At 55.6% G+C, this 19,739-nt stretch carries 17 protein-coding genes and 2 pseudogenes; 11 read left to right on the forward strand and 8 right to left on the reverse strand.

Annotated features, from left to right (window positions below):
• Positions 1–1,064: mechanosensitive ion channel family protein (locus AC1DXW_RS22320; RefSeq protein ID WP_477760461.1), on the forward strand; the 1,064-nt coding region annotated here is incomplete at its 5' end.
• 192 nt (positions 1,065–1,256) lie between these two features.
• Here AC1DXW_RS22320 and AC1DXW_RS22325 read toward each other — a convergent pair.
• The 5 genes and pseudogenes from AC1DXW_RS22325 to AC1DXW_RS22345 form a co-directional block, all read right to left on the reverse strand.
• Positions 1,257–1,991, reverse strand: a complete 735-nt coding sequence (locus AC1DXW_RS22325) for an AAA family ATPase (protein ID WP_477760462.1) — start codon at positions 1,989–1,991, stop codon at positions 1,257–1,259.
• Positions 1,992–2,745: 754 nt separating this feature from the next.
• Entirely contained in the window at positions 2,746–3,945 is a 1,200-nt protein-coding gene (locus AC1DXW_RS22330; RefSeq protein WP_477760463.1) for a YcaO-like family protein, read from the reverse strand.
• Positions 3,932–4,735, reverse strand: coding sequence for a nitroreductase family protein (locus AC1DXW_RS22335; RefSeq protein WP_477760464.1), 804 nt, complete (start codon positions 4,733–4,735; stop codon positions 3,932–3,934). Before AC1DXW_RS22335 ends, AC1DXW_RS22330 begins: the two co-directional genes overlap by 14 nt.
• A complete protein-coding gene (locus AC1DXW_RS22340) occupies positions 4,732–5,589 on the reverse strand; it encodes an McbB family protein (RefSeq protein WP_477752755.1) in 858 nt (285 codons plus the stop codon). Before AC1DXW_RS22340 ends, AC1DXW_RS22335 begins: the two co-directional genes overlap by 4 nt.
• 732 nt (positions 5,590–6,321) lie before the next feature.
• Positions 6,322–6,495 (reverse strand): annotated as a pseudogene (locus AC1DXW_RS22345) (AraC family transcriptional regulator); the annotation flags it as partial.
• Between the two features lie 250 nt (positions 6,496–6,745).
• Here AC1DXW_RS22345 and AC1DXW_RS22350 point away from each other — a divergent pair.
• Positions 6,746–6,964, forward strand: coding sequence for a DUF4287 domain-containing protein (locus AC1DXW_RS22350; protein ID WP_223463933.1), 219 nt, complete (start codon positions 6,746–6,748; stop codon positions 6,962–6,964).
• 96 nt (positions 6,965–7,060) lie between these two features.
• Positions 7,061–7,732, forward strand: a complete 672-nt coding sequence (locus AC1DXW_RS22355) for a class I SAM-dependent methyltransferase (protein ID WP_477752756.1) — start codon at positions 7,061–7,063, stop codon at positions 7,730–7,732.
• A gap of 224 nt (positions 7,733–7,956) precedes the next feature.
• On the opposite strand, the gene metE is transcribed toward AC1DXW_RS22355, so the two are convergent.
• Complete coding sequence (metE, locus tag AC1DXW_RS22360; RefSeq protein WP_477752757.1) at positions 7,957–10,245, reverse strand: 5-methyltetrahydropteroyltriglutamate--homocysteine S-methyltransferase; 2,289 nt, start codon at positions 10,243–10,245, stop codon at positions 7,957–7,959.
• A gap of 114 nt (positions 10,246–10,359) precedes the next feature.
• On the opposite strand from metE, the pseudogene AC1DXW_RS22365 reads away from it, so the two are divergent.
• From AC1DXW_RS22365 to AC1DXW_RS22390, 6 genes and pseudogenes are all read left to right on the forward strand, one after another.
• Positions 10,360–10,502: pseudogene (locus tag AC1DXW_RS22365) on the forward strand (hemin-degrading factor); the annotation flags it as partial.
• A gap of 166 nt (positions 10,503–10,668) precedes the next feature.
• A complete protein-coding gene (locus tag AC1DXW_RS22370) occupies positions 10,669–11,652 on the forward strand; it encodes a FecCD family ABC transporter permease (protein ID WP_477752798.1) in 984 nt (327 codons plus the stop codon).
• On the forward strand, positions 11,652–12,419 hold the full coding sequence (locus tag AC1DXW_RS22375; protein WP_477752758.1) for a heme ABC transporter ATP-binding protein: 768 nt from the start codon (positions 11,652–11,654) through the stop codon (positions 12,417–12,419). Before AC1DXW_RS22370 ends, AC1DXW_RS22375 begins: the two co-directional genes overlap by 1 nt.
• A gap of 53 nt (positions 12,420–12,472) precedes the next feature.
• Complete coding sequence (locus AC1DXW_RS22380; protein WP_477752759.1) at positions 12,473–13,357, forward strand: ChaN family lipoprotein; 885 nt, start codon at positions 12,473–12,475, stop codon at positions 13,355–13,357.
• Between the two features lie 180 nt (positions 13,358–13,537).
• Complete coding sequence (locus AC1DXW_RS22385) at positions 13,538–14,143, forward strand: SCO family protein (RefSeq protein WP_477752760.1); 606 nt, start codon at positions 13,538–13,540, stop codon at positions 14,141–14,143.
• A gap of 1 nt (position 14,144) precedes the next feature.
• Positions 14,145–14,654, forward strand: a complete 510-nt coding sequence (locus AC1DXW_RS22390; RefSeq protein WP_477752761.1) for a copper chaperone PCu(A)C — start codon at positions 14,145–14,147, stop codon at positions 14,652–14,654.
• A gap of 243 nt (positions 14,655–14,897) precedes the next feature.
• Here the strand turns inward: AC1DXW_RS22390 and AC1DXW_RS22395 are convergent, their stop codons facing one another.
• Positions 14,898–15,314: an organic hydroperoxide resistance protein gene (locus AC1DXW_RS22395; RefSeq protein WP_007991821.1), complete on the reverse strand. Its 417-nt coding sequence runs from the start codon at positions 15,312–15,314 to the stop codon at positions 14,898–14,900.
• A gap of 124 nt (positions 15,315–15,438) precedes the next feature.
• Positions 15,439–15,768 (reverse strand): hypothetical protein, encoded by a 330-nt coding sequence (locus AC1DXW_RS22400; protein WP_477752762.1) that lies wholly within the window; start codon positions 15,766–15,768, stop codon positions 15,439–15,441.
• A 182-nt stretch (positions 15,769–15,950) separates the two neighbouring features.
• Here AC1DXW_RS22400 and potE point away from each other — a divergent pair, with 182 nt between their 5' ends.
• A complete protein-coding gene (potE, locus tag AC1DXW_RS22405; RefSeq protein ID WP_477752763.1) occupies positions 15,951–17,360 on the forward strand; it encodes a putrescine-ornithine antiporter in 1,410 nt (469 codons plus the stop codon).
• Positions 17,357–19,642, forward strand: a complete 2,286-nt coding sequence (locus AC1DXW_RS22410; protein WP_477752764.1) for an Orn/Lys/Arg family decarboxylase — start codon at positions 17,357–17,359, stop codon at positions 19,640–19,642. The genes potE and AC1DXW_RS22410 overlap by 4 nt, the downstream gene beginning before the upstream one ends.
• Positions 19,643–19,739 lie beyond the last annotated feature (97 nt).

The following is a 19,739-nucleotide window of genomic DNA, read 5'->3' on the forward strand; positions in this document are numbered from 1 at the left end:
ATGAATTGGTCTGGATATTCATCATCTTCGCCGGTTTCTACCTGCTCACACAGGTTTACCAGGACACCTGCGACTACGTTTTTTCGCCCCGGCAACCCGCCGGCAAGACCATCAAACAGCTGCTGGGCATCGGCAATCCGCGCCTGGAGCAGATCTGCACCGTGTTGTCCGGGGCAGGCCGCGCCATCCTCCTGCTGATCGGCATCATTGCCTTGTTTGTCGGCGGCGTGGGGACGACGCTCGGGCAACTGGTCACCGGCACCGTGGCCATACTCGGCGGCGAAGGGCTGCGCAAACTGAACATCGTCCCGGACAACCTGGTCAATGCCATCCTCGCCCTGGTGATCGGCATCTACCTGATTCGCTCATTACGGCGCTGGCTGGATAACGAGTTCCTGCCGAAAACCGAGATGGACCCGGGCATGTGCGCCTCGCTGAGCACCCTGTTCGCCAACATCGGCTACGTGTCCGTCGTCCYGCTCACGCTGGCGTCGCTGGGGATCAAGTGGACCAACCTGGCCTGGATCGTCAGTGCCCTGTCCGTGGGTATCGGCTTCGGCCTTCAGGAGATCGTGAAGAATTTCATCTCCGGCCTGATCCTGCTGACCGAGCGCCCGGTGAAAGTCGGCGACCTGATCAGTATCAGTGGCGTCGAAGGCGACATTCGCCGAATCAACGTGCGGGCCACGGAAATACAACTGGCCGACCGCTCGATCATGATCGTGCCCAACTCCCACCTGATTTCGCAGAACCTGCGCAACGTCACCCTCGGCGGCAGCGCCCAGGGCGTGGTGATACTCGAACTGATGTTCCCGTTGGATATCGATCCGGAGCTGGTGCAAAACCTGCTGATGGACACCTACACCGAGCATGAATCCATTCTCGATAAACCGGTGCCATTTTTGCGTTTCAGTCAGCTGAAACCTGAAGGCATCACCTTGACCATCACCGGTTATGTCGGCAGCCCACGCACCGTTGGCGCGATCAAAAGCGAGCTGCTGTTCGAGATTCTCAAGCGGCTGGGTGCCGCGGGGATTGAACTGGCGAAACCGCCTGCCGTGTGATGCTCGTTCACACGGCAGACTTGAACGCCTTGTGCGACGACTGCACGGTGCGCTCGACGATTTCCAGCGGTGCGCAGGTTTTTCCCTGCGTACCAGTTGTATTGGCGGTTGTGCCAAATTGATCAATTGATAAGACGATTACGCGTTTGCGCGATCGGCACCTGTACTGGCTAAATACGTGTGACCTTGTCATTACTTTTGAACAGAAGGTGCCGTGAACCCGGGTGCGGCAGCCGCACGGATAAAAGCTTCGTCCAGTGTGCTTGCGTCGTAGCGACTCATGAACTCCTTGCCTGAACTGAACGGTTTAAACTGTTGTTCGCTGATCATGTAGAAGTTATCGCAATTGCTTGCTACCTCCTCAATGTTATGGGATGACACTAGAATCGCCGCTCCTTCATTAGCAGCTCCACGCAAACACTTCCAAATATAATGTCTGAATTCAGGATCAACTCCAGCGGTGGGTTCATCCAGTATCACCAGATCTGCATCGACGGCCAGCAACGATAGAGTAAAGAACCAACGTTTTTCACCGTAACTACACACGGAAGATTTTTTTATCCAGATTTCCTTATATCGCTCAACTATTTCTGGGCTCCACACAGCGAGTTTTTTCAAAGCCTGCTCTTGCGATATTCGGTTCGAAGAGCAAAGCAAAGTTGTCATTTTAAAGATATCGAACATACGCAGCACGGGGGGAGTCATGATTGTCTGCGATAGATAAAGCCGGCTGACAAAACTATTGACAAGCTGTCCTTCACTCGGCTTTTTCAGGCCACACACAATATCGAAAAACGTTGTCTTTCCGGAACCGTTTGGACCTAGTAGACCGGTAATACAGCCTGGAACCACATTGATAGATGCATCATTGAATATTGTTTTTTCAGAAAACCCGAAGCAAAGTGATTTAGCTTTAATAATGCCCATTAATATCGACTCCACACTGGATTTACGCGCATAAATCGTAGCGACAACAAAAAGACCAAAACAAATGAAATTAGAATTCCAAATATCAGAATGGAGTGTTTTTCAAAACCTCCAGTCATAATTTCATTCGCAACATACAGTGGATTAAATACATTGACAAAATCGATTGCRGGGTGCGAGCCGTGAATACTGAGAATACCTGACGCAAGCATCCCAAATGACGTTATTGAGAAAACGGTATTGGCGTTCTGAAAATTTACAGGCAACAAGCTCAACAAAATCCCGAGCACACAAAACAGCACATAGCAGATATAAAACCGAGAAAAAATCAATAAGAGCTCAGCCATATCAAAGTCCCCAAAAGGAAAACAGGTCAACGTATAGAAAGCGGTACAGTAAATCAAAGCAATAAGCGAATAAGCAAAAAACTGTGCMAACATAAATATCAGCCTCGCTTCGAACGCATATACAAACGACCTAATAAATCCGCTTTCCCTTCTACCCACGATATAAAAGGAGAAGCCAAAAAAAGCGACACTTGAAGAAATATAAGAGTAAAACCAGGAAGTGCTTTCTAGATAGCTAATGTCCGAAGGAGAAAATCCTCCCCTGGAGTAAGCCAGCAAATAATAGGTTGCTGCTGGGGAGACAATTATCCAAAAGAGCGCAACAGGTTCTTTTAGCTGCTCTTTCATAAATAACCGCGCAAGTGCGAAAGATCTTGGTATTGTAAAATTTGACATAGGTCACCTTTTCATGGGAATGGAACCATAATTTTTTTCCGCTCAGAAAGTATCTGACTCAAAAATTTTTCAGAGTATTTATTTCGGAAATTTATCCCCCTAGAGTTATTCATATGCAGAAATAAATCGGGAGAAACAAACTTGCAGAAAAAATACAAACCGCTATGCATAGCAAGAGAATTAATATAGAGATAACCATCAATCTGCTGAGACTTTAGCGTAGCCAAAAGACCAGACAAGCTAAAATCAAGCGATGACTCTGATGTGTCGAAGCCACGAGATTTGACAGAAATTATCTCTTTGTATGTTTCATAAGTATTGCAGCTTAAAAAATATTTTAAATACGAATCTTCAACTTCCTCGACATCACTCTCAGTAGCTCGAAACAAATCAATAAATCTGTAGGTTTGCCACAATTCATGGATCGACTTTTCAAGTGCGGCGCTTTGCGTTTCTGCATACGACATACCGGCGCAGTACCTAACATGACGTTTGCTATCCTTTTGACCGTAAACAGCCAGCAAACATGAACCGGGATAATCAGGATCAGATATATCGATGATCGTAATCTCACCTGACTTACATAGTGCGCCGTATAACATACTAACGCGACTTTCGCTCAGGGCCACTTTGATATCAGACTCCGAAATTAATCGAACGCATTCTTTTGTGAGCCAAAATCTTGCTAGAAACTGCCTTTCCAAATATTCCTTTATTGACCCAAATACTGCATCTTCAAATCGATAATGAAAACTACAACCACAGGTATCTCGCAGAGGATATATTGCATTTTCACTTTCGATTTTATGATAATTAAGAGAAATACATGCGGTAGGTATGTGACAACAAGAAAAATCCGATACGCGCAACACCTCCGTCAAATTATATGAATGTTTGGCAAGCTGTGCGGATGTCAAATTACTCTCATTAGTTTGAGAAAAAGCATAGATAAATTTGCTAGCTTCCAATCTCGTCAATGAATGATTGATATCCCCCATTACGTCAGACTTAACCTCCATATAAAAATGTCGTCTTTCAAAGTACTCACCTAGCGCCGCCTTTATAGAAGTTGAACCGTTTCCTATTCCAGACCCTCCGTTTAACCACGGATCTTCCACTTCAACGGAAAATGGAAGAGATAGTAAACAGGCCGGCTGACAAATCAGAGCCCCTGGTAACGATGAGTAGTAACTAGAGTTATATAGGATCACATTGTTCACCAATAAAGTGCACACACATAGGAAAGAAAAGCGTTGGATTAAGACCTATTGCCTTACTCAGCATCGTGTCTGTGTACGCGGACCACAACCTGCATCGCAACCCAAGCTTTTTAGCTTGCAATTCGATGAGCATATAAATTGATCCGACCTCCATTAGCGCAAGTCTGTACCCTCGATACCTGTATTTGAACAGCGTTTTAGGTATGTAGACGGCATAAACTATTGCTATACGCGGTGTACCAATATTTCCTGGAGCAGACAAAATTGCATTTTTAAGGTCATGGATATTTTGTGTATCCTGCATTACTTCAAACCCTCTCGACTGCGGTAGTAAATGCAATATTTTTTCAGGACAGGGCCAACTTTTCTCATCTTCCATGAGAGAACAAACAAACACTTCAACTGGATATAGCGCACCGCCGCTTGGGTATCCACGCTTATAACTATCCTCTCTTAATGAAAGCATAGGGGAGATTAGTTTTTCGACCTTGGAAAAATCTATATTTGCGCTAGAAAAAGCTTCACAAGATTCATTACGACAAACAATCGAATCCCTATTTAATTGAGAGCGAACTGGAAGAACCAAATTAAGATCTGGGTAAAGCCTAAGTTCATTCCCGGTCAATTTGGCAAGCTGCTCATCGCCGACATTGTGGAGACGAGTAGCATGTTTGAACGCGTCGTGAATCGTATAATTTCCCTTTGCATGAAAATCCAGAGTCTCTGCATGAACAGTTGAACTCATAAACTTTAGATAGTAGTCATGGGGTATATATTTCATCCCTGCATCCTCAGGCAGTCGCACATATGCCAGTGAGAAACCGGGACATCTCTCACAAAATTACCATTAAAATCAATGTAAGAGTCTTGAAGTATATTATCTTGATAGCGACATTCGCCATCAAGACTCGCTAGCAACTTTATTTTATTAATAATCGCACCAACAACCAAAGATCGCTGCAGAATATTTAGCGGACTGGTAGGAACTGCTATATGCTTGCTTTTGCAAAACTGCAGGAGCTTTGACCAAGTACTCCTGCTACTGTGATACTCTTCATAGTTTATCAGCCTGTCTATGCTACAAAAATGACATGGATTTCCGACTTTCGGCAAATATGGTTGACTAATGCAGTAAGAATTACCCGTACGATAACAAACACTGATCGCGCTGTCCGGCGCCACACTTACAAGATCGAAGTATATTTTCTTTATAAAATCATAATCATAGTTCATGCAAGCGACAACTATGTAATACTTCTTACCCAAAACAACATCCTTGAGCGATTCTGAGATATTTCTTACTTCCAGCGGAGTATCAATTTCACTTCTCAACAACTCTTCAAAGTCGCTATTTTCACTCCAATCATGGGCCACGATCGTTTTTTCAAAATACACGCCACCAACGTTTTCCCTGATGGAGAGTGTTTTTTCTAAAAACTCATAAGCGGCCTCTGGATTCAAACCATGCTCCGACAAAATTTCATTGAACTCATCCTTTGAAATATTTTTATAGCTCTTTAATTTAGTCAGGGCCGCCAGCAATGGTGGCGAGCTTATCTTCGATACCCCTCTTTTTGAAACCACCAAATTACCAGCAGGAAAATTAAGAATTTCATAACTTTGTATATTGATCATTACGCAGATCCTTTGCATGGCTTTTCTGGCCAAGACCAGAAAAGCCATGTTCGATGAGTTATCAGTCGTTGTCGGAGGATACTTGGGTAGTTACAGCATTCCCGCCGCTACCACCGCTACCGCCACTTCCACCTTTACAACCTCCCCCACCCCCACATCCACCACTACCTCCACATCCACCTTGACTACCGGAGCCTCCAGCCATATGTGGACATGAGCCGTATTCAAACTCATCGCCAAAATAAAGAACGTCTCCAAAATTTTCGCTATTCATCAGTGATTACTCGCAGTTAGAGGAAGCGCCACCAGAATTAGTGACACCTCTATATTTAGTAATTTTCAGAACTTGGCGCAAGAGGTCATTTTTTTTGATGTAGGAACTTTCACTCAATATTTCAGGAAGATTCGCGCAAGATATCCGGTTCGCTTTTCGTTTACTTCAAGTTTAAAAAATCGCATCACATTCACAGATATCCATAAGCATTTAAAAACCCACATCAAAATTGACTCCAAACTGAAACAGCCCGAATAGCACCGCACTCAGACTTTTGTAGGACGGAGTAAGAAATTTCTTATTTTTTAAAGGTTCTTTTTTTGAACTGGGCTTTTGAATTCAAATAAAGACGACGGACGGTAATCTTGATAGTCGGATGGCATTCGGTGGTGAGGCTGTAGATGGCGACGAAGGTACCCACTACGTTGTTGGCGGTGATGTTTGAGGGAGTGTGCTGCTCAGTTCGTGCAACTGGGAAAAAACGCGCCCGCCCACAGAGTTTCAAACGAGGCATTGATGTAGCACTTACGGTATTCGTCAGGAGAAACACCGAAGCGGACCTTGAACGCTGTAGAGAAATAGCTGGAATCGTTGAAGCCCCAGGCATGACCCTGTGCACACAGTTTACCCTCGCCCTGATCGATCTCATGTTGAGTGCGGAACAACTGAGCCTGGGCCACGTCGACAAAACTCATATTCAGTTCACCGCTGCGGTACTCATCGATAGAGCCCGCAAACCTGCGCTCAAGAACAAGAACGGATGCCACGCCATGCTCAAGTCCCCCTTGCTTCGTCTCTCGGACGATAGACTCGTTGACGGCAAATAAGTAACGTAACCGGCGCTGCTTTCGAACCTGGAAAATCGAAAAGGGAGTTTGCATCGTGACCGAAGAGACAAAAACCAAAGGACCGGCTTCGTACTTCCCGTCAATCGAAAAAAAGTACGGTCAGCCGATCACCCATTGGCTGGATCTGCTTAAAACCGTCAGCGACAAGAAACACATGGAGATGGTGACCTGGCTCAAAGCCGAACACGGCATGGGTCATGGCCACGCCAACGCGTTGGTTGCCTATCATTTGGCAGCCACCAAAAGCGCCTAGCCACGCGCAGTCGGTGGAGCCGGGTAAAAACCGGCTCCACCGTTAACCTTCGGTTGCCCTATCCTTTCATCCAAGCCATCACGCCGGACATCGACCATGTCAGCCCCCGAATCCATCCTCCTCGACAGCTGGCACCACAACGCCCAGGCCTGGATCGACGCCATCCGCAGCGGCACCATCGAAAGCCGCCTCAAGGTCACCGACCAGGCCATTCTGCTGGCGGTGCTGGGTCGTCAGCCCGAGCGTGTACTCGACCTGGGTTGCGGCGAAGGCTGGTTGTTGCGCGCGCTGGCTGAACGGGCCATTGACGCGGTGGGTGTGGATGGCGACGTGACGCTGGTGGAGGCGGCGCAAGCGGCGGGTTCGTCGAAGGTGCATGTGGCGAGTTATGAAGCGTTGGCCGAAGCGAAAGTCGACATCGGCCGCGACTACGACCTGATCTGCGCCAATTTTGCCCTGCTGCATCAGGACATCATCCCTCTGCTCGCCGCCATGAACGTCCTGCTCGCTCCTGGCGGTGCACTGGTGATCCAGACGTTGCATCCATGGGCAGCTGCGGCGGGCGACTATCAGGATGGCTGGCGGGAAGAGACCTTCGCCGGGTTCAAGGGGCAGTGGCAGCCCATGCCGTGGTATTTCCGCACCCTGTCCAGCTGGCTCAATGCGCTGGACATGGCGGGTTTTGCGCTAGCCGGCTTGCAGGAGCCGCAGCACCCGCAAAGCCCTGTGCCGCAGTCGTTGCTGTTGGTGGCCGAGCCGCGGCGGTGATTGGCTTTCAATGCCTGCATACAGGTGCTGACTGTCATGCAATTCCTGTAGAAGCGGCGGCTGTACGCAAAATCTGCGAACCACCCAAATCACTGTGGGAGCGACGGTGCGGCGATCCGACTTGCTCGCGATAGCGGTCTGGTAGTCACTTCGTCGGTGGCTGTCACGCCGCCATCGCGAGCAAGCTCGCTCCCACAGGTTTCAGTGCCACCCCCACTAAAGCGTCAGGCCCACTCTTTACGCAGCTGGCGCGCCGCATTGACCATGTGCACCAGCGCCGCTTCGGTTTCCGGCCAGCCGCGGGTCTTCAGGCCGCAGTCCGGGTTGACCCACAGGCGGTCGGCGGGAATACGCTTGGCGGCCTTGCGCAGCAGGTTGGCCATTTCCGCGGAGTCCGGCACCCGTGGCGAGTGGATGTCATACACGCCCGGGCCGATTTCGTTGGGGTAAGCGAAGGCTTCGAACGCATCCAGCAGTTCCATGTCCGAGCGCGAGGTTTCGATGGTGATCACGTCGGCATCCATGGCGGCGATGGACTCGATCACATCATTGAATTCGCTGTAGCACATGTGGGTGTGGATCTGGGTTTCGTCACGCACGCCGCAGGCGCACAGGCGGAACACTTCGGTCGCCCAGTCCAGGTAGTGCTGCCACTGCGCCCGGCGCAACGGCAAGCCTTCGCGGAACGCGGCTTCGTCGATCTGCACGATCTTGATCCCGGCGGCTTCCAGGTCCACCACTTCGTCGCGAATCGCCAGGGCCAGTTGGCGGGCCTGCACTTCGCGGCTCACGTCTTCGCGCGGGAACGACCACATCAGCATGGTCACAGGACCGGTCAGCATGCCCTTCATCACTTTGTCGGTGAGGCCTTGGGCGTAGCGGATCCACTCCACGGTCATGGCGTTCGGACGGCTCAGGTCGCCGAAGATCACCGCCGGTTTCACACAGCGCGAACCGTAGCTCTGGACCCAACCGAAACGGGTGAACACGTAGCCGTCGAGTTGCTCGGCGAAGTACTCGACCATGTCGTTACGCTCGGCTTCACCGTGCACCAGCACGTCCAGGCCCAGGTGTTCCTGCACTTGCACGGCGTGACGGATCTCGCTGTGCATCGCTTCGGTGTATTCGGCTTCGGTCAGTTTGCCTTGCTTGAACGACTGGCGAGCCAGACGGATCGACGCGGTTTGCGGGAACGAACCGATGGTGGTGGTCGGGAACAGCGGCAGGTTCAAACCGGCGCGTTGCTTCTCGATACGCTGGGCAAACAGCGAATGACGCTGGCTGTCCTTGGCGGTGATCGCGGCAACACGTGCCTGCACGGCCGGTTTGTGGATGCGCGGCGACGCAGCACGGCTGGCCTGCACGGCACGGCTTCGAGTCAGCGCTTCAAGCACCTTCGGCGCTTCAGGTTCATTCACCGCCTGAGCCAGCACCGCAACTTCTTCACACTTCTGCACGGCAAACGCCAGCCAGCTTTTCAGTTCGGCATCGAGCTTGTCTTCACGCCCCAGGTCAACCGGGCTGTGCAGCAGCGAGCAGGATGGCGCGACCCACAGGCGATCACCCAGACGCTCGTGAGCATACTGCAACGTGGCCAGGGCGTTTTCCAGGTCGCAGCGCCAGACGTTGCGGCCGTTGACCACGCCCAGCGACAGCACTTTGTAGGCCGGCAGGCGGTCGAGGATGGTCGGGAACTGCTCAGGTGCGCGCACCAGATCGATGTGCAGACCGTCCACCGGCAGGTTGGCGGCCAGGCCCAGGTTCTCTTCCAGACCGCCGAAGTAAGTGGCGACCAGCTTCTTCAGCGGGTCGCGCTGAATCAGGTTGTAGGCKCGCTCAAAGGCGTTTTTCCAGTCCTGCGGCAAATCGAGGACCAGGATCGGCTCGTCGATTTGTACCCATTCAACGCCTTGTGCCGCGAGGCGCTGGAAGATTTGACCGTACAGTGGCAGCAGACGATCCAGCAGCTCCAGCTTGTCGAATTCGGCGCCCTTGACCTTGCCCAGCCACAGGTAAGTCAACGGGCCGATGATCACCGGCTTGACGTGGTGCCCCAGTGCGCGGGCCTCTTCGACTTCTTCGAACAGCTGATCCCAGCCGAGCTGGAATTGTTGATCGGCGCTGAATTCAGGCACGAGGTAGTGATAGTTGGTGTCGAACCACTTGGTCATTTCCTGGGCATGCGCGCCGCCGCAGCAGCTGTCGCTCACACCGCGCGCCATGCCGAACAGGGTTTGCAGGCTGGCCTTGCCATCGTGCGGGCGGAAGCGCTCAGGGATCACACCGAACATCAGCGAGTGGGTCAGGACCTGGTCGTACCAGGCAAAGTCACCGACCGGCAACAGCTCGATCCCGGCCTTTTTCTGCAAGTCCCAGTGGGTCTTGCGCAGGTCGCGGCCCACGGTGCGCAGACCGGCTTCGTCGAGCTCGCCCTTCCAGAACGCCTCTTGAGCCTTTTTCAGTTCGCGGTCGCGACCAATGCGCGGAAATCCAAGGGAATGGGCCACAGCCATGTCAAATAACTCCAATGCGTTCAATGGGGCCATTGTCGACAGTGCCAGCGAGTGAGACAAACTCATTTTAATCGTGATGATCACAAGTTATTCTCATGATCGATGACAATGCACAGCCTGCGCTGGATGGACACCTGATTTAGCGTGCTCGCCCCAATGTTCAACCTGCATCAGAAACCACTGGCGTGACCGAACCGTGGCGTGTGCGTAAGCCGGGCGTCGATGGCATCATCACCCGCTACGAAGGTTTCGATGCCCACCACCCCCTCTGATCGGCTAAGGAATAGTCCCGATGCGTATCAAGACACTGCCGGCCTGTGCCACGGCGTTCTACCCGAACGCCAAAGCGCAGACCGCCGGGACCAACCCATGACGGCCATTTTTCGGCCGCGTCCGACGTTGATCTTTTTGCTGCTGTTGCTGGTGCTGGTGTTCTGGCTGTCCCTGGCCCTCGGGCCGGTCAGCCTGCCGCTGGGCGATACCTTGCTGGGCGGGATGCGCCTGCTCGGGTTGCCACTTGACGGTGGCGACACGCAGCAGGCGGAGTTGATCCTCGGTCAGATTCGCCTGCCGCGCAGCTTGCTCGGCATCGCCGTGGGTTCGGTACTGGCGTTGTCCGGCGTGGCGATGCAGGGGTTGTTCCGCAACCCCTTGGCCGATCCGGGCCTGGTCGGTGTTTCCGGTGGCGCGGCACTCGGTGCCGCGCTCGCCATCGTCGGCGGCAGCCTGCTCGGCGGCATGCCAGCGGCCATCGAACCTTATCTGCTGTCGGTCAGCGCCTTCGCCGGTGGCTTGATTGTCACGGCGGTGGTGTATCGCTTCGGCCGCCGCAACGGGCAAACCGACGTTGCCACCCTGCTCTTGGCGGGAGTGGCGATGACGGCCATGGCCGGTGCCGGCGTGGGGCTGTTCACCTACCTGGCCGATGACGCGACCTTGCGCACCTTGACGTTCTGGAACCTGGGCAGCCTCAACGGTGCCAGCTACCTGCGCTTGTGGCCGTTGCTGATCGTCACCCTGGGCGTGGCGCTGTGGTTGCCCCGTCGGGCGGCGGCGCTCAATGCCATGCTGCTGGGTGAGTCGGAGGCCCGGCACCTGGGCTTCGACATCGAGCGGATCAAGCTTGAGCTGGTGCTGTGCACGGCGCTCGGCGTCGGCGCGGCAGTCGCCGCGGCAGGCCTGATCGGTTTTATCGGCTTGGTGGTACCGCATCTGATGCGTCTGCTGGTCGGTCCTGATCACCGGGTGTTACTGCCCGCGTCGTTGCTGGCCGGCGCCAGCCTGCTGTTGCTGGCCGACCTGGCCGCACGCCTGCTGTTGGCGCCGGCGGAATTACCCATCGGCATCGTGACGGCACTGATCGGCGCTCCGTTCTTTCTTTATCTGCTGGTACGAGGGCGTTCCTGATGCTGCGGGCAAACAACTTGCTGGTACGTCGTGGCAACCGCACGGTACTGGCGAACATCGATATCGAGTTGCGCCCCGGTGAAGTGCTCGGTGTGCTGGGGCCCAATGGTGCCGGCAAAAGCACCCTGCTCACCGCTTTATGCGGCGAACTGGCGAGCAGCGAAGGCACGGTCAGCCTCGACGAGCGTCCACTCGCCGACTGGCCGGATCAGGAACGGGCCAAACGCCTGGCCGTGCTGCCGCAGAGTTCGAGCCTGAACTTTGCCTTCTCGGTCAATCAAGTCGTGGGCATGGGTCGCTTGCCTCACGCCAGCGGCCGTGTGCGCGATGGCGAAATCGTCGCCGAGGCGCTTTCAGCTGCCGATGCGCTTCATCTGGCCGGACGCAGTTACCTGGCCCTGTCCGGCGGTGAACGCCAGCGCGTGCATCTGGCGCGGGTGCTCGCTCAACTGTGGCCGGGTGCCGAAGGGCAAACCCTGCTGCTCGATGAACCGACGTCGATGCTCGATCCGCTGCACCAGCACACCATTTTGCAAGCCGTGCGTGATTTCGCCGAGCGCGGGGCGGCGGTGCTGGTGATTCTGCACGACCTCAACCTGGCCGCACGTTACTGCGATCAACTACTGTTGTTGCAACAGGGCCTGCCCCACGCCTACGGTCCACCGGCCGAGGTGCTGACCGCCGAAGCGCTGGCGGCGGTCTATGGGTTGGAGGTGCTGATCCACCAGCATCCGGAACGCGGCCATCCGTTGATCATCGCGCGCTGATACCGCCCCCCTCCTCTGTCATCGAGGGGGCACCTGTCCAATAAGGAAAACCGATGCGCTTTGTATTGCTCTGTGCATTCAGCCTGTTGGCTGCCTGCCAAACCCATCAAGTTACACCACTGCCGGCGTCGATCGCCCCGCAAGGGCGTGATCACACTGACTTCGGGGTCATCCGTGAACTCGCCACGGGCCGCACGCTGACGCCGCAAGAACTGGTCCAACGCCTGGCCGCTGCCCCACGTGTTTTGGCCGGAGAGCAGCACGACAACCCGGACCACCACGCCCTGCAACTGTGGTTGCTGCGCGAACTGGCGGCACAACGCGCCCAGGGCAGTCTGCTGATGGAAATGCTCAATCCCGATCAACAGGCCAGGGTCGATGCCGCCCAAGCCGCGACCCGCGCCGGACAGCCACCGGCCGATGCGTTCACGGCGCTGGCCTGGCAGGCCAATTGGGACTGGAGTGTTTATGGCGCACTGGTCACCTACGCGCTGCGACAACCGTATCCGCTGCTGGCGGCGAACCTGGACCGCGCGCAGATCATGCAGATCTACAAACAGCGCCCGGTACTCACGGGGCAAGCGTCCACCACCCAACAGGTGCAGGCGACCTTGCTGGACGACATCCGCGAATCCCATTGTGGTCTGTTGCCCGAAGCACAGATGCCGGCGATGCTCGCGGTGCAGCAACAGCGTGACCGGCACATGGCGGAGCGCCTGATGGCCGCGCCTCTGCCGGCGTTGCTGCTGGCCGGTGCCTTCCACGTGCGCAAGGACCTGGGGGTGCCATTGCACTTGAAAGACCTCGGTGCCGGTGAAGGGAATGCGGTGCTGATCCTGGCCGAAGCGGGCAAGACCGTGACTGCCGAGAGTGCGGATTACGTGTGGTACACCGCCGCACAACCGGAAGAGGATCATTGCGCGCAGCTGCGTCGTTAATCCCCCCTACAAAATCATCAAGCCCCGTTCCGGCGCGACACTATGTCACGCCTCTGTGTCGGTCCAATGGTCGTATCCGCCCCTCCGGCACCGACACAGTTTGTTAACATCCCCACGATTTTTTCGTCTGTACAGTCATCACGCTGTCATTTCAGCCTGTTCAACAGGATGCTTTTTTTCATGAGTACTGTGTATACCCGCCGAACGGTCCTGCAAGGCATGGGCCTGTTGAGCCTGGGCCTGCTCGCCGGTTGCGACGACAGCAGCAAGCTGTCGTTCAAGTACGGCAAAGACCTCAGCGACAAGATCATGGGGCGCAACTTCAAGCTCAAGAACGCTCAGGGCGAAACCCGGATGCTGGGCAGCTATCGCGGCCTGATGCCGATGGTGTTCTTCGGTTTCACCCAGTGCCCGGCCGTGTGCCCGACCACCCTGGCCCGCGCGGCCCAGGCCAAAAAGCTGATGGGTCGCGATGGCGAAAGGCTGCAGGTGATCTTCATCACCCTGGACCCTGAGCGCGACACGCCAGAGATGATCGATAAATACGTAAAAGCCTTCGACCCGAGTTTTGAAGCGCTGTACGGCACCCTGGAAGAAACCGCTGCCACCGCCAAGGAATTTGGCGTGTTTTTTGAAAAAGTCCCGAGCGGCGATACCTATACCCTCTCCCATACCGCGACCAGCTATGTCTTCGACTCCCGGGGCACTCTGCGCCTGGGACTGTCCACGTCCCTGACGGCCCAAGAGTGCGCAGAAGACCTGCTCACCGTGATGGAGGTTTGCTGAAATGAATGCCCCGCAGGCTAAAAACCGTTTCGCACAACGCTGCAAGCAACTGGCGCTGGGCTTGTCCCTGGTCGGCCTGGCCTTTCAGGCGTCGGCACAAACCGAGGTCGAAGACGCCTGGGTCCGCGCCACCGTGGCCGGCCAGCCGTCGAGCGGTGCCTTCATGACCGTCACCGCGAGCAGCGACAGCAAACTGCTGAGCGTGCAAACGCCGGTTGCCGGGCTTGTGCAGATCCATGAAATGAGCATGAAAGACGACGTGATGAAAATGCAGCAGGTGGGCGCCGTCGCACTGCCCGCCGGTAAAGCGGTGAGCTTCGATCCCCACGGCTACCACATCATGCTCATGAACCTGACGGGCCAGATCAAGGAAGGCGACAAGGTGCCGCTGACCCTGACCGTGGAAGACGCCAGGGGTGAGAAAGCGTCGATTCAGGTTGAAGCCGTTGCCAAGGCGATTGGCACTATGGATCACAGCTCGATGATGCATGATCACAGCAAGATGAATTGATTGCTCCGTCAGTTAAAACACAGAACCTGTGGGAGCGAGCTTGCTCGCGATGAGGCCAGCACATTCGACATCGATGTCGCCTGACACTTCGCCATCGTCGGATCGCCGCCCGGAGCAAGCTCGCTCCCACAGGTTTGATCTTCAGTGAATGTGAGTCCCGCGGTCGGCCACAATATTTGTGGGGCGAGCCTTTCAGGTCTTGGCGATAACCCATGTCATTCGCCAAGACCTTTTCACATCAACTCAAACCAGCTTGAGTACGACGTTGATGTTGTTGCGCGTGGCTTTCGAGTACGGGCAGTACTGGTGCCCGGTGTCGACGATTTTCTGCGCGGTTTCGCGATCCAGCCCTGGCAGGCTGACATTGAGCCGCGCCTGGAGCAGGTAGCCGCCTTCATTGGTGCCCAGGTCGACTTCGGCATCGACGGCCACATCCTTGGGCAACGCTACTTTCATTTCCCTGGCCGCAACCTGCATGGCGCCGATAAAACAGGCTGACCATCCGGCAGAGAACAGTTGCTCAGGGTTAGTACCGCCACCGCCCGCACCTGGCGACGACAGCTTCACATCGAGGATTCCGTCGGAGCTGCGGGAGGCGCCGTCACGCCCGCCGGTGGTGTGGGTTTTGGCGGTGTACAACACTTTATCGATCTGGTTCATGGTGACCTCCTGATTAAGTTGTAAAAAACCGGCTTTAACACCCCATCGGATCGCTGGGATGGTCAATCAATATAGACGTCACACGCCCACACCGTGGTCGATCCGACCAGCGCCCGTTTCTTGTTTATTTACGTGCCAACTTGTACCTGACGCAGTCCTCATAAAAGCTCTGCCGTACAGCAGTCGGTTTGAATCGCGACGGACTGTCATAAGTTTGCTCTGTAATGCCAAGTGCCATCATGCGCATCCAGGTTTTGGCGAACTTGTAGACCTGGATTTTCTGGCGCGCAGCATACAAAGAAACGCCTGCAAGCTTGAGTTCCTGTGCCCTTGCAGCGGTGCCCGCACCCCAACTGCACATGTACTGATCATTGCTGGCCAGCTCTTTGGCTTGAGCCGAATTGGCTACACCCGCAACTACCAGCGGGATTAACGCGATCCATATCTTGCGCATCTTGACCTATTTAACTGGCTGAAAATGAACTAATTTTGCTGAGGATTTTTAAACTTGGGGGCCAGCATCGTGCCTTTTCTGCAAATTAAAGCGAAAACGAGATGGGCAATGTCATTTCTTGCGAGTTTTCAATCCTTTGCTATAGCTAAGACTCTCAATCGCCAACTAAGTGAGGCAACGGAATGTCAGTCGCAAAGAAAATGAGTGTGGGGCAACTGACAATGTTGACTGCCGTCAACATGTTGGGCTCCGGCATTGTGCTTCTACCGACGAAACTCGCGGAAGTCGGTGCAATTTCGATCCTCTCCTGGCTGGTGACGGCCACCGGTTCCCTCGCTCTGGCCTACGCGTTTGCGCGATGCGGGATGCTCAGCCGCAAGACCGGCGGCATGGGCGGTTATGCCGAATACACGTTCGGTAAAGCGGGTAACTACATCACCAACTACACCTACGGTCTGTCGCTGTTGATTGCCAACGTGGCGATCAGTATTACTGCGGTTGGTTATATCCAGGTGTTGTTCGGGATAAAACTCGATTCGCTGCAAGTAGGTCTGGCGACTATTGCTCTGTTGTGGATCACCACCTTCGCCAACTTTGGCGGCGCCAGCATTACCGGCCGGATCGGTGCGATCACGGTCTGGGGTGTAATTGCCCCGGTGGTGCTGGTATCCACGGTGGGCTGGTTCTGGTTCGACAGCAGCGTCTACGCCGCAGGCTGGAACCCTCACGACAAAGGCTGGTTCGAAGCGGCAGGCGCCTCGGTGGCGATCACCCTGTGGGCCTTCCTCGGCCTGGAATCGGCTTGCGCCAACACCGACGCGGTGGAAAACCCTGAGCGCAACGTACCGATTGCCGTGCTGGGCGGCACCCTGGGTGCGGCGGTGATCTACATCGTCTCCACCAACGTCATCTTCGGTATCGTCGGCAACGAAGAACTGGTCGCGTCCACCGCACCGTTCGGCCTGGTGTTTGCCAAGATGTTCACCCCAATGGTCGGCGACATCGTGATGGCGGCCATGGTACTCGCCTGCATCGGCTCGCTGCTGGGTTGGCAGTTCACCATCGCCCAGGTGTACAAAAGCTCGGCGGACACCGGTTACTTCCTGTCGATCTTCGCCAAGGCCAACAAAGCGGGAACGCCGATTGTCGGCATGCTGGTACTGCTCGCCGCACAGACCGCGCTGGCCCTGCTCACCATCAGCCCTGACCTGAGCAAGCAGTTCGACACCCTGGTCAATCTCGCGGTGGTGACCAACCTGGTGCCTTACATCCTGTCCATGGCCGCGCTGATGACCATGCAGAAAGTCTCCAACGTGCCGGAAGGCAAGGCACTGGTGACCAACGTCATTGCCCTGATCGCGGCGGCCTACAGCTACCTGGCACTGTACAGCTCCGGTGAGCAGGCCCTGATGCTGGGCGGCGTGGCCACGATCTTCGGTTACACCCTGTTCGGCTTCGTCAACAACCGCCTGATCCGCCTCGAAGCTCTCAACAACAGCGTACCGACGCAAACCGTCAGCGCGCAGCACCTCACTGCCGAGCCAGTGCCGGTGAATAATCTGAATACAGCCACTATGGAGGTTCAAGCATGACGGAATATAAACACTCGCTGGGCATGCTGGCGCTACTGGTCAGCAGTCCGCCGGACAAGCGAACGGTGTTCGGCCGCGCCCTGGACCAACTGGTCCACGACGTAGAGGGACGTGGCGTCAGTGTTCTGGCCTCGGAAAGCCTCACCGATGCCGCCTCGATCCTGCGCTCTGACCCGGCTATTCAATGCGTGCTCATCCGATGGGAAATGGACACCAGCGAAGGCCACGCCGACTGCACCAAATTGCTGGTCAAGCTGCGTGAGCGCAACACCCGGGTGCCGGTGTTCCTGATCAGCGACCGTACCACCGCGTCGACCATTCCGTTATTGGTCATGCAACACGCCGACGACTTCATCTGGCTGCCCGAGGACACCTCCCGTTTCCTCAGCGGGCGCATCCTGGCGGCCATCGAACGCTATCGCCAGGCTGCCCTGCCGCCGATGTTCGGCGCGCTGGTGAAGTTTGCCCGCAACTATGAATACTCGTGGCACACCCCAGGGCATGCCGGTGGCACGGCATTCCTGAAGAGCACCGCAGGCCGGGCCTTCTACGAGTTCTTCGGCGAAAACCTGCTGCGTTCCGACCTGTCGATCTCGGTCGGCGAACTCGGTTCGCTACTCGATCACAGCGGCCCCATCGGCCAGGGCGAACGTTATGCCGCCAAGGTTTTCGGCGCGCACCGCACGTATTACGTGACCAACGGTTCGTCGATGTCCAACCGCGTCATCCTCATGGCCAGCGTCACGCGCAACCAGATCGCCCTGTGCGACCGCAATTGCCACAAGTCCGCCGAGCATGCGATGACTCTGTCCGGGGCGATTCCGACCTACCTGGTGCCGACCCGCAACCGCTACGGCATCATCGGCCCGATCCTGCCGCAGACCCTGAGCGCCGAAGGCGTGAAAGCCGCCATCGCCAACAACCCGCTGGTCAAGGCAGGCATCGACCCGACGCCGGTGCACGCCATTGTCACCAACTCCACCTACGACGGCCTGACCTACAACGTCACCCGCGTCGAAGAGCTGCTGGGCGAAAGTGTCGACCGTCTGCACTTCGACGAAGCCTGGTACGGTTATGCGCGCTTCAACCCGCTGTACAGCGGGCGCCATGCCATGCACGGCAACCCGGCCGATCACGACAAGTCCAAGCCGACCGTGTTCGCCACCCAGTCGACCCACAAATTGCTGGCCGCCCTGTCCCAGGCCTCGATGATCCACGTACGTGACGGGCGTAACCCGATCGAACATGCGCGCTTCAACGAGTCGTACATGATGCACGCCTCGACCTCGCCGAACTACGCGATCATGGCGTCCTGTGACGTCAGCTCGGCAATGATGGAAGCGCCGAGCGGGCAGATCCTCACCAGCGAATCGATTGAAGAAGCGATCAGCTTCCGCCAGGTTCTCTCGCGCATGCACAACGAGATGCTGAGCAAGGATGACTGGTTCTTCACCTGTTGGCAGCCACCGACCGTACAGGTTGGCGCAGCGACCGTGCCGTTCCATGAGGTCGACCCGGCTACGCTTAAAACCGACCCGAACTGCTGGGTCCTGCACCCGAACGCGGTATGGCACGGTTTCGGTGACATCGAAGACGGCTACTGCATGCTCGACCCGATCAAGGTTTCGGTACTTGCCCCGGGCATGGGTGACGACGGCAACCTGCTCACCAATGGCATCCCCGCCTGCGTAGTCACCGCTTACCTGGGTCGTCAGGGTATCGTGGTCGAGAAAACCACCGACTTCACCATCCTGTTCCTGTTCTCCATCGGTATCACCAAAGGCAAATGGGGCACGCTGCTCAATGCCCTGCTCGACTTCAAACGCGATTACGACGACAACGCCGAGCTCGAGCTGTGCCTGCCCGACCTGTACAACGCCAACCAGCACCGCTATGCCGGCATGGGCCTGAAGGATCTGGCCGACGAAATCTTCGCCGCCATGAAGAAACACAAGACCACCGCCAACATGTCCCAGGCCTTCGGCACCCTGCCAAAAGCCGAGTTCAGCCCGGTGGAGGCCTACGAAAAACTGGTGCGCAACGACATCGAACTGGTCACCCTCAACGAAGCCGCCGGGCGTCTTGCCGCGACCGGTATCGTGCCGTATCCACCAGGCATCCCGCTGCTCATGCCAGGCGAGAACGCGGGTCCGGCGGACGGTCCATTGCTGGCGTATCTCAAGGCACTGGAAGCCTTCGACAAATCCTTCCCCGGCTTCACCCATGACACCCACGGGATCGAAGTCGAAGACGGCGTTTATCGGATGCTTGTCTTGAAGTGAGGTAAGCGAGACTCACCGTAAAACCTGTGGGAGCGAGCTTGCTCCGGGCGGCGTTCCGACGATTGCGGACTGACATTCAGCAATGATGTCGGCTGAT

This window comes from Pseudomonas sp. P4_C4, assembly GCF_056402055.1.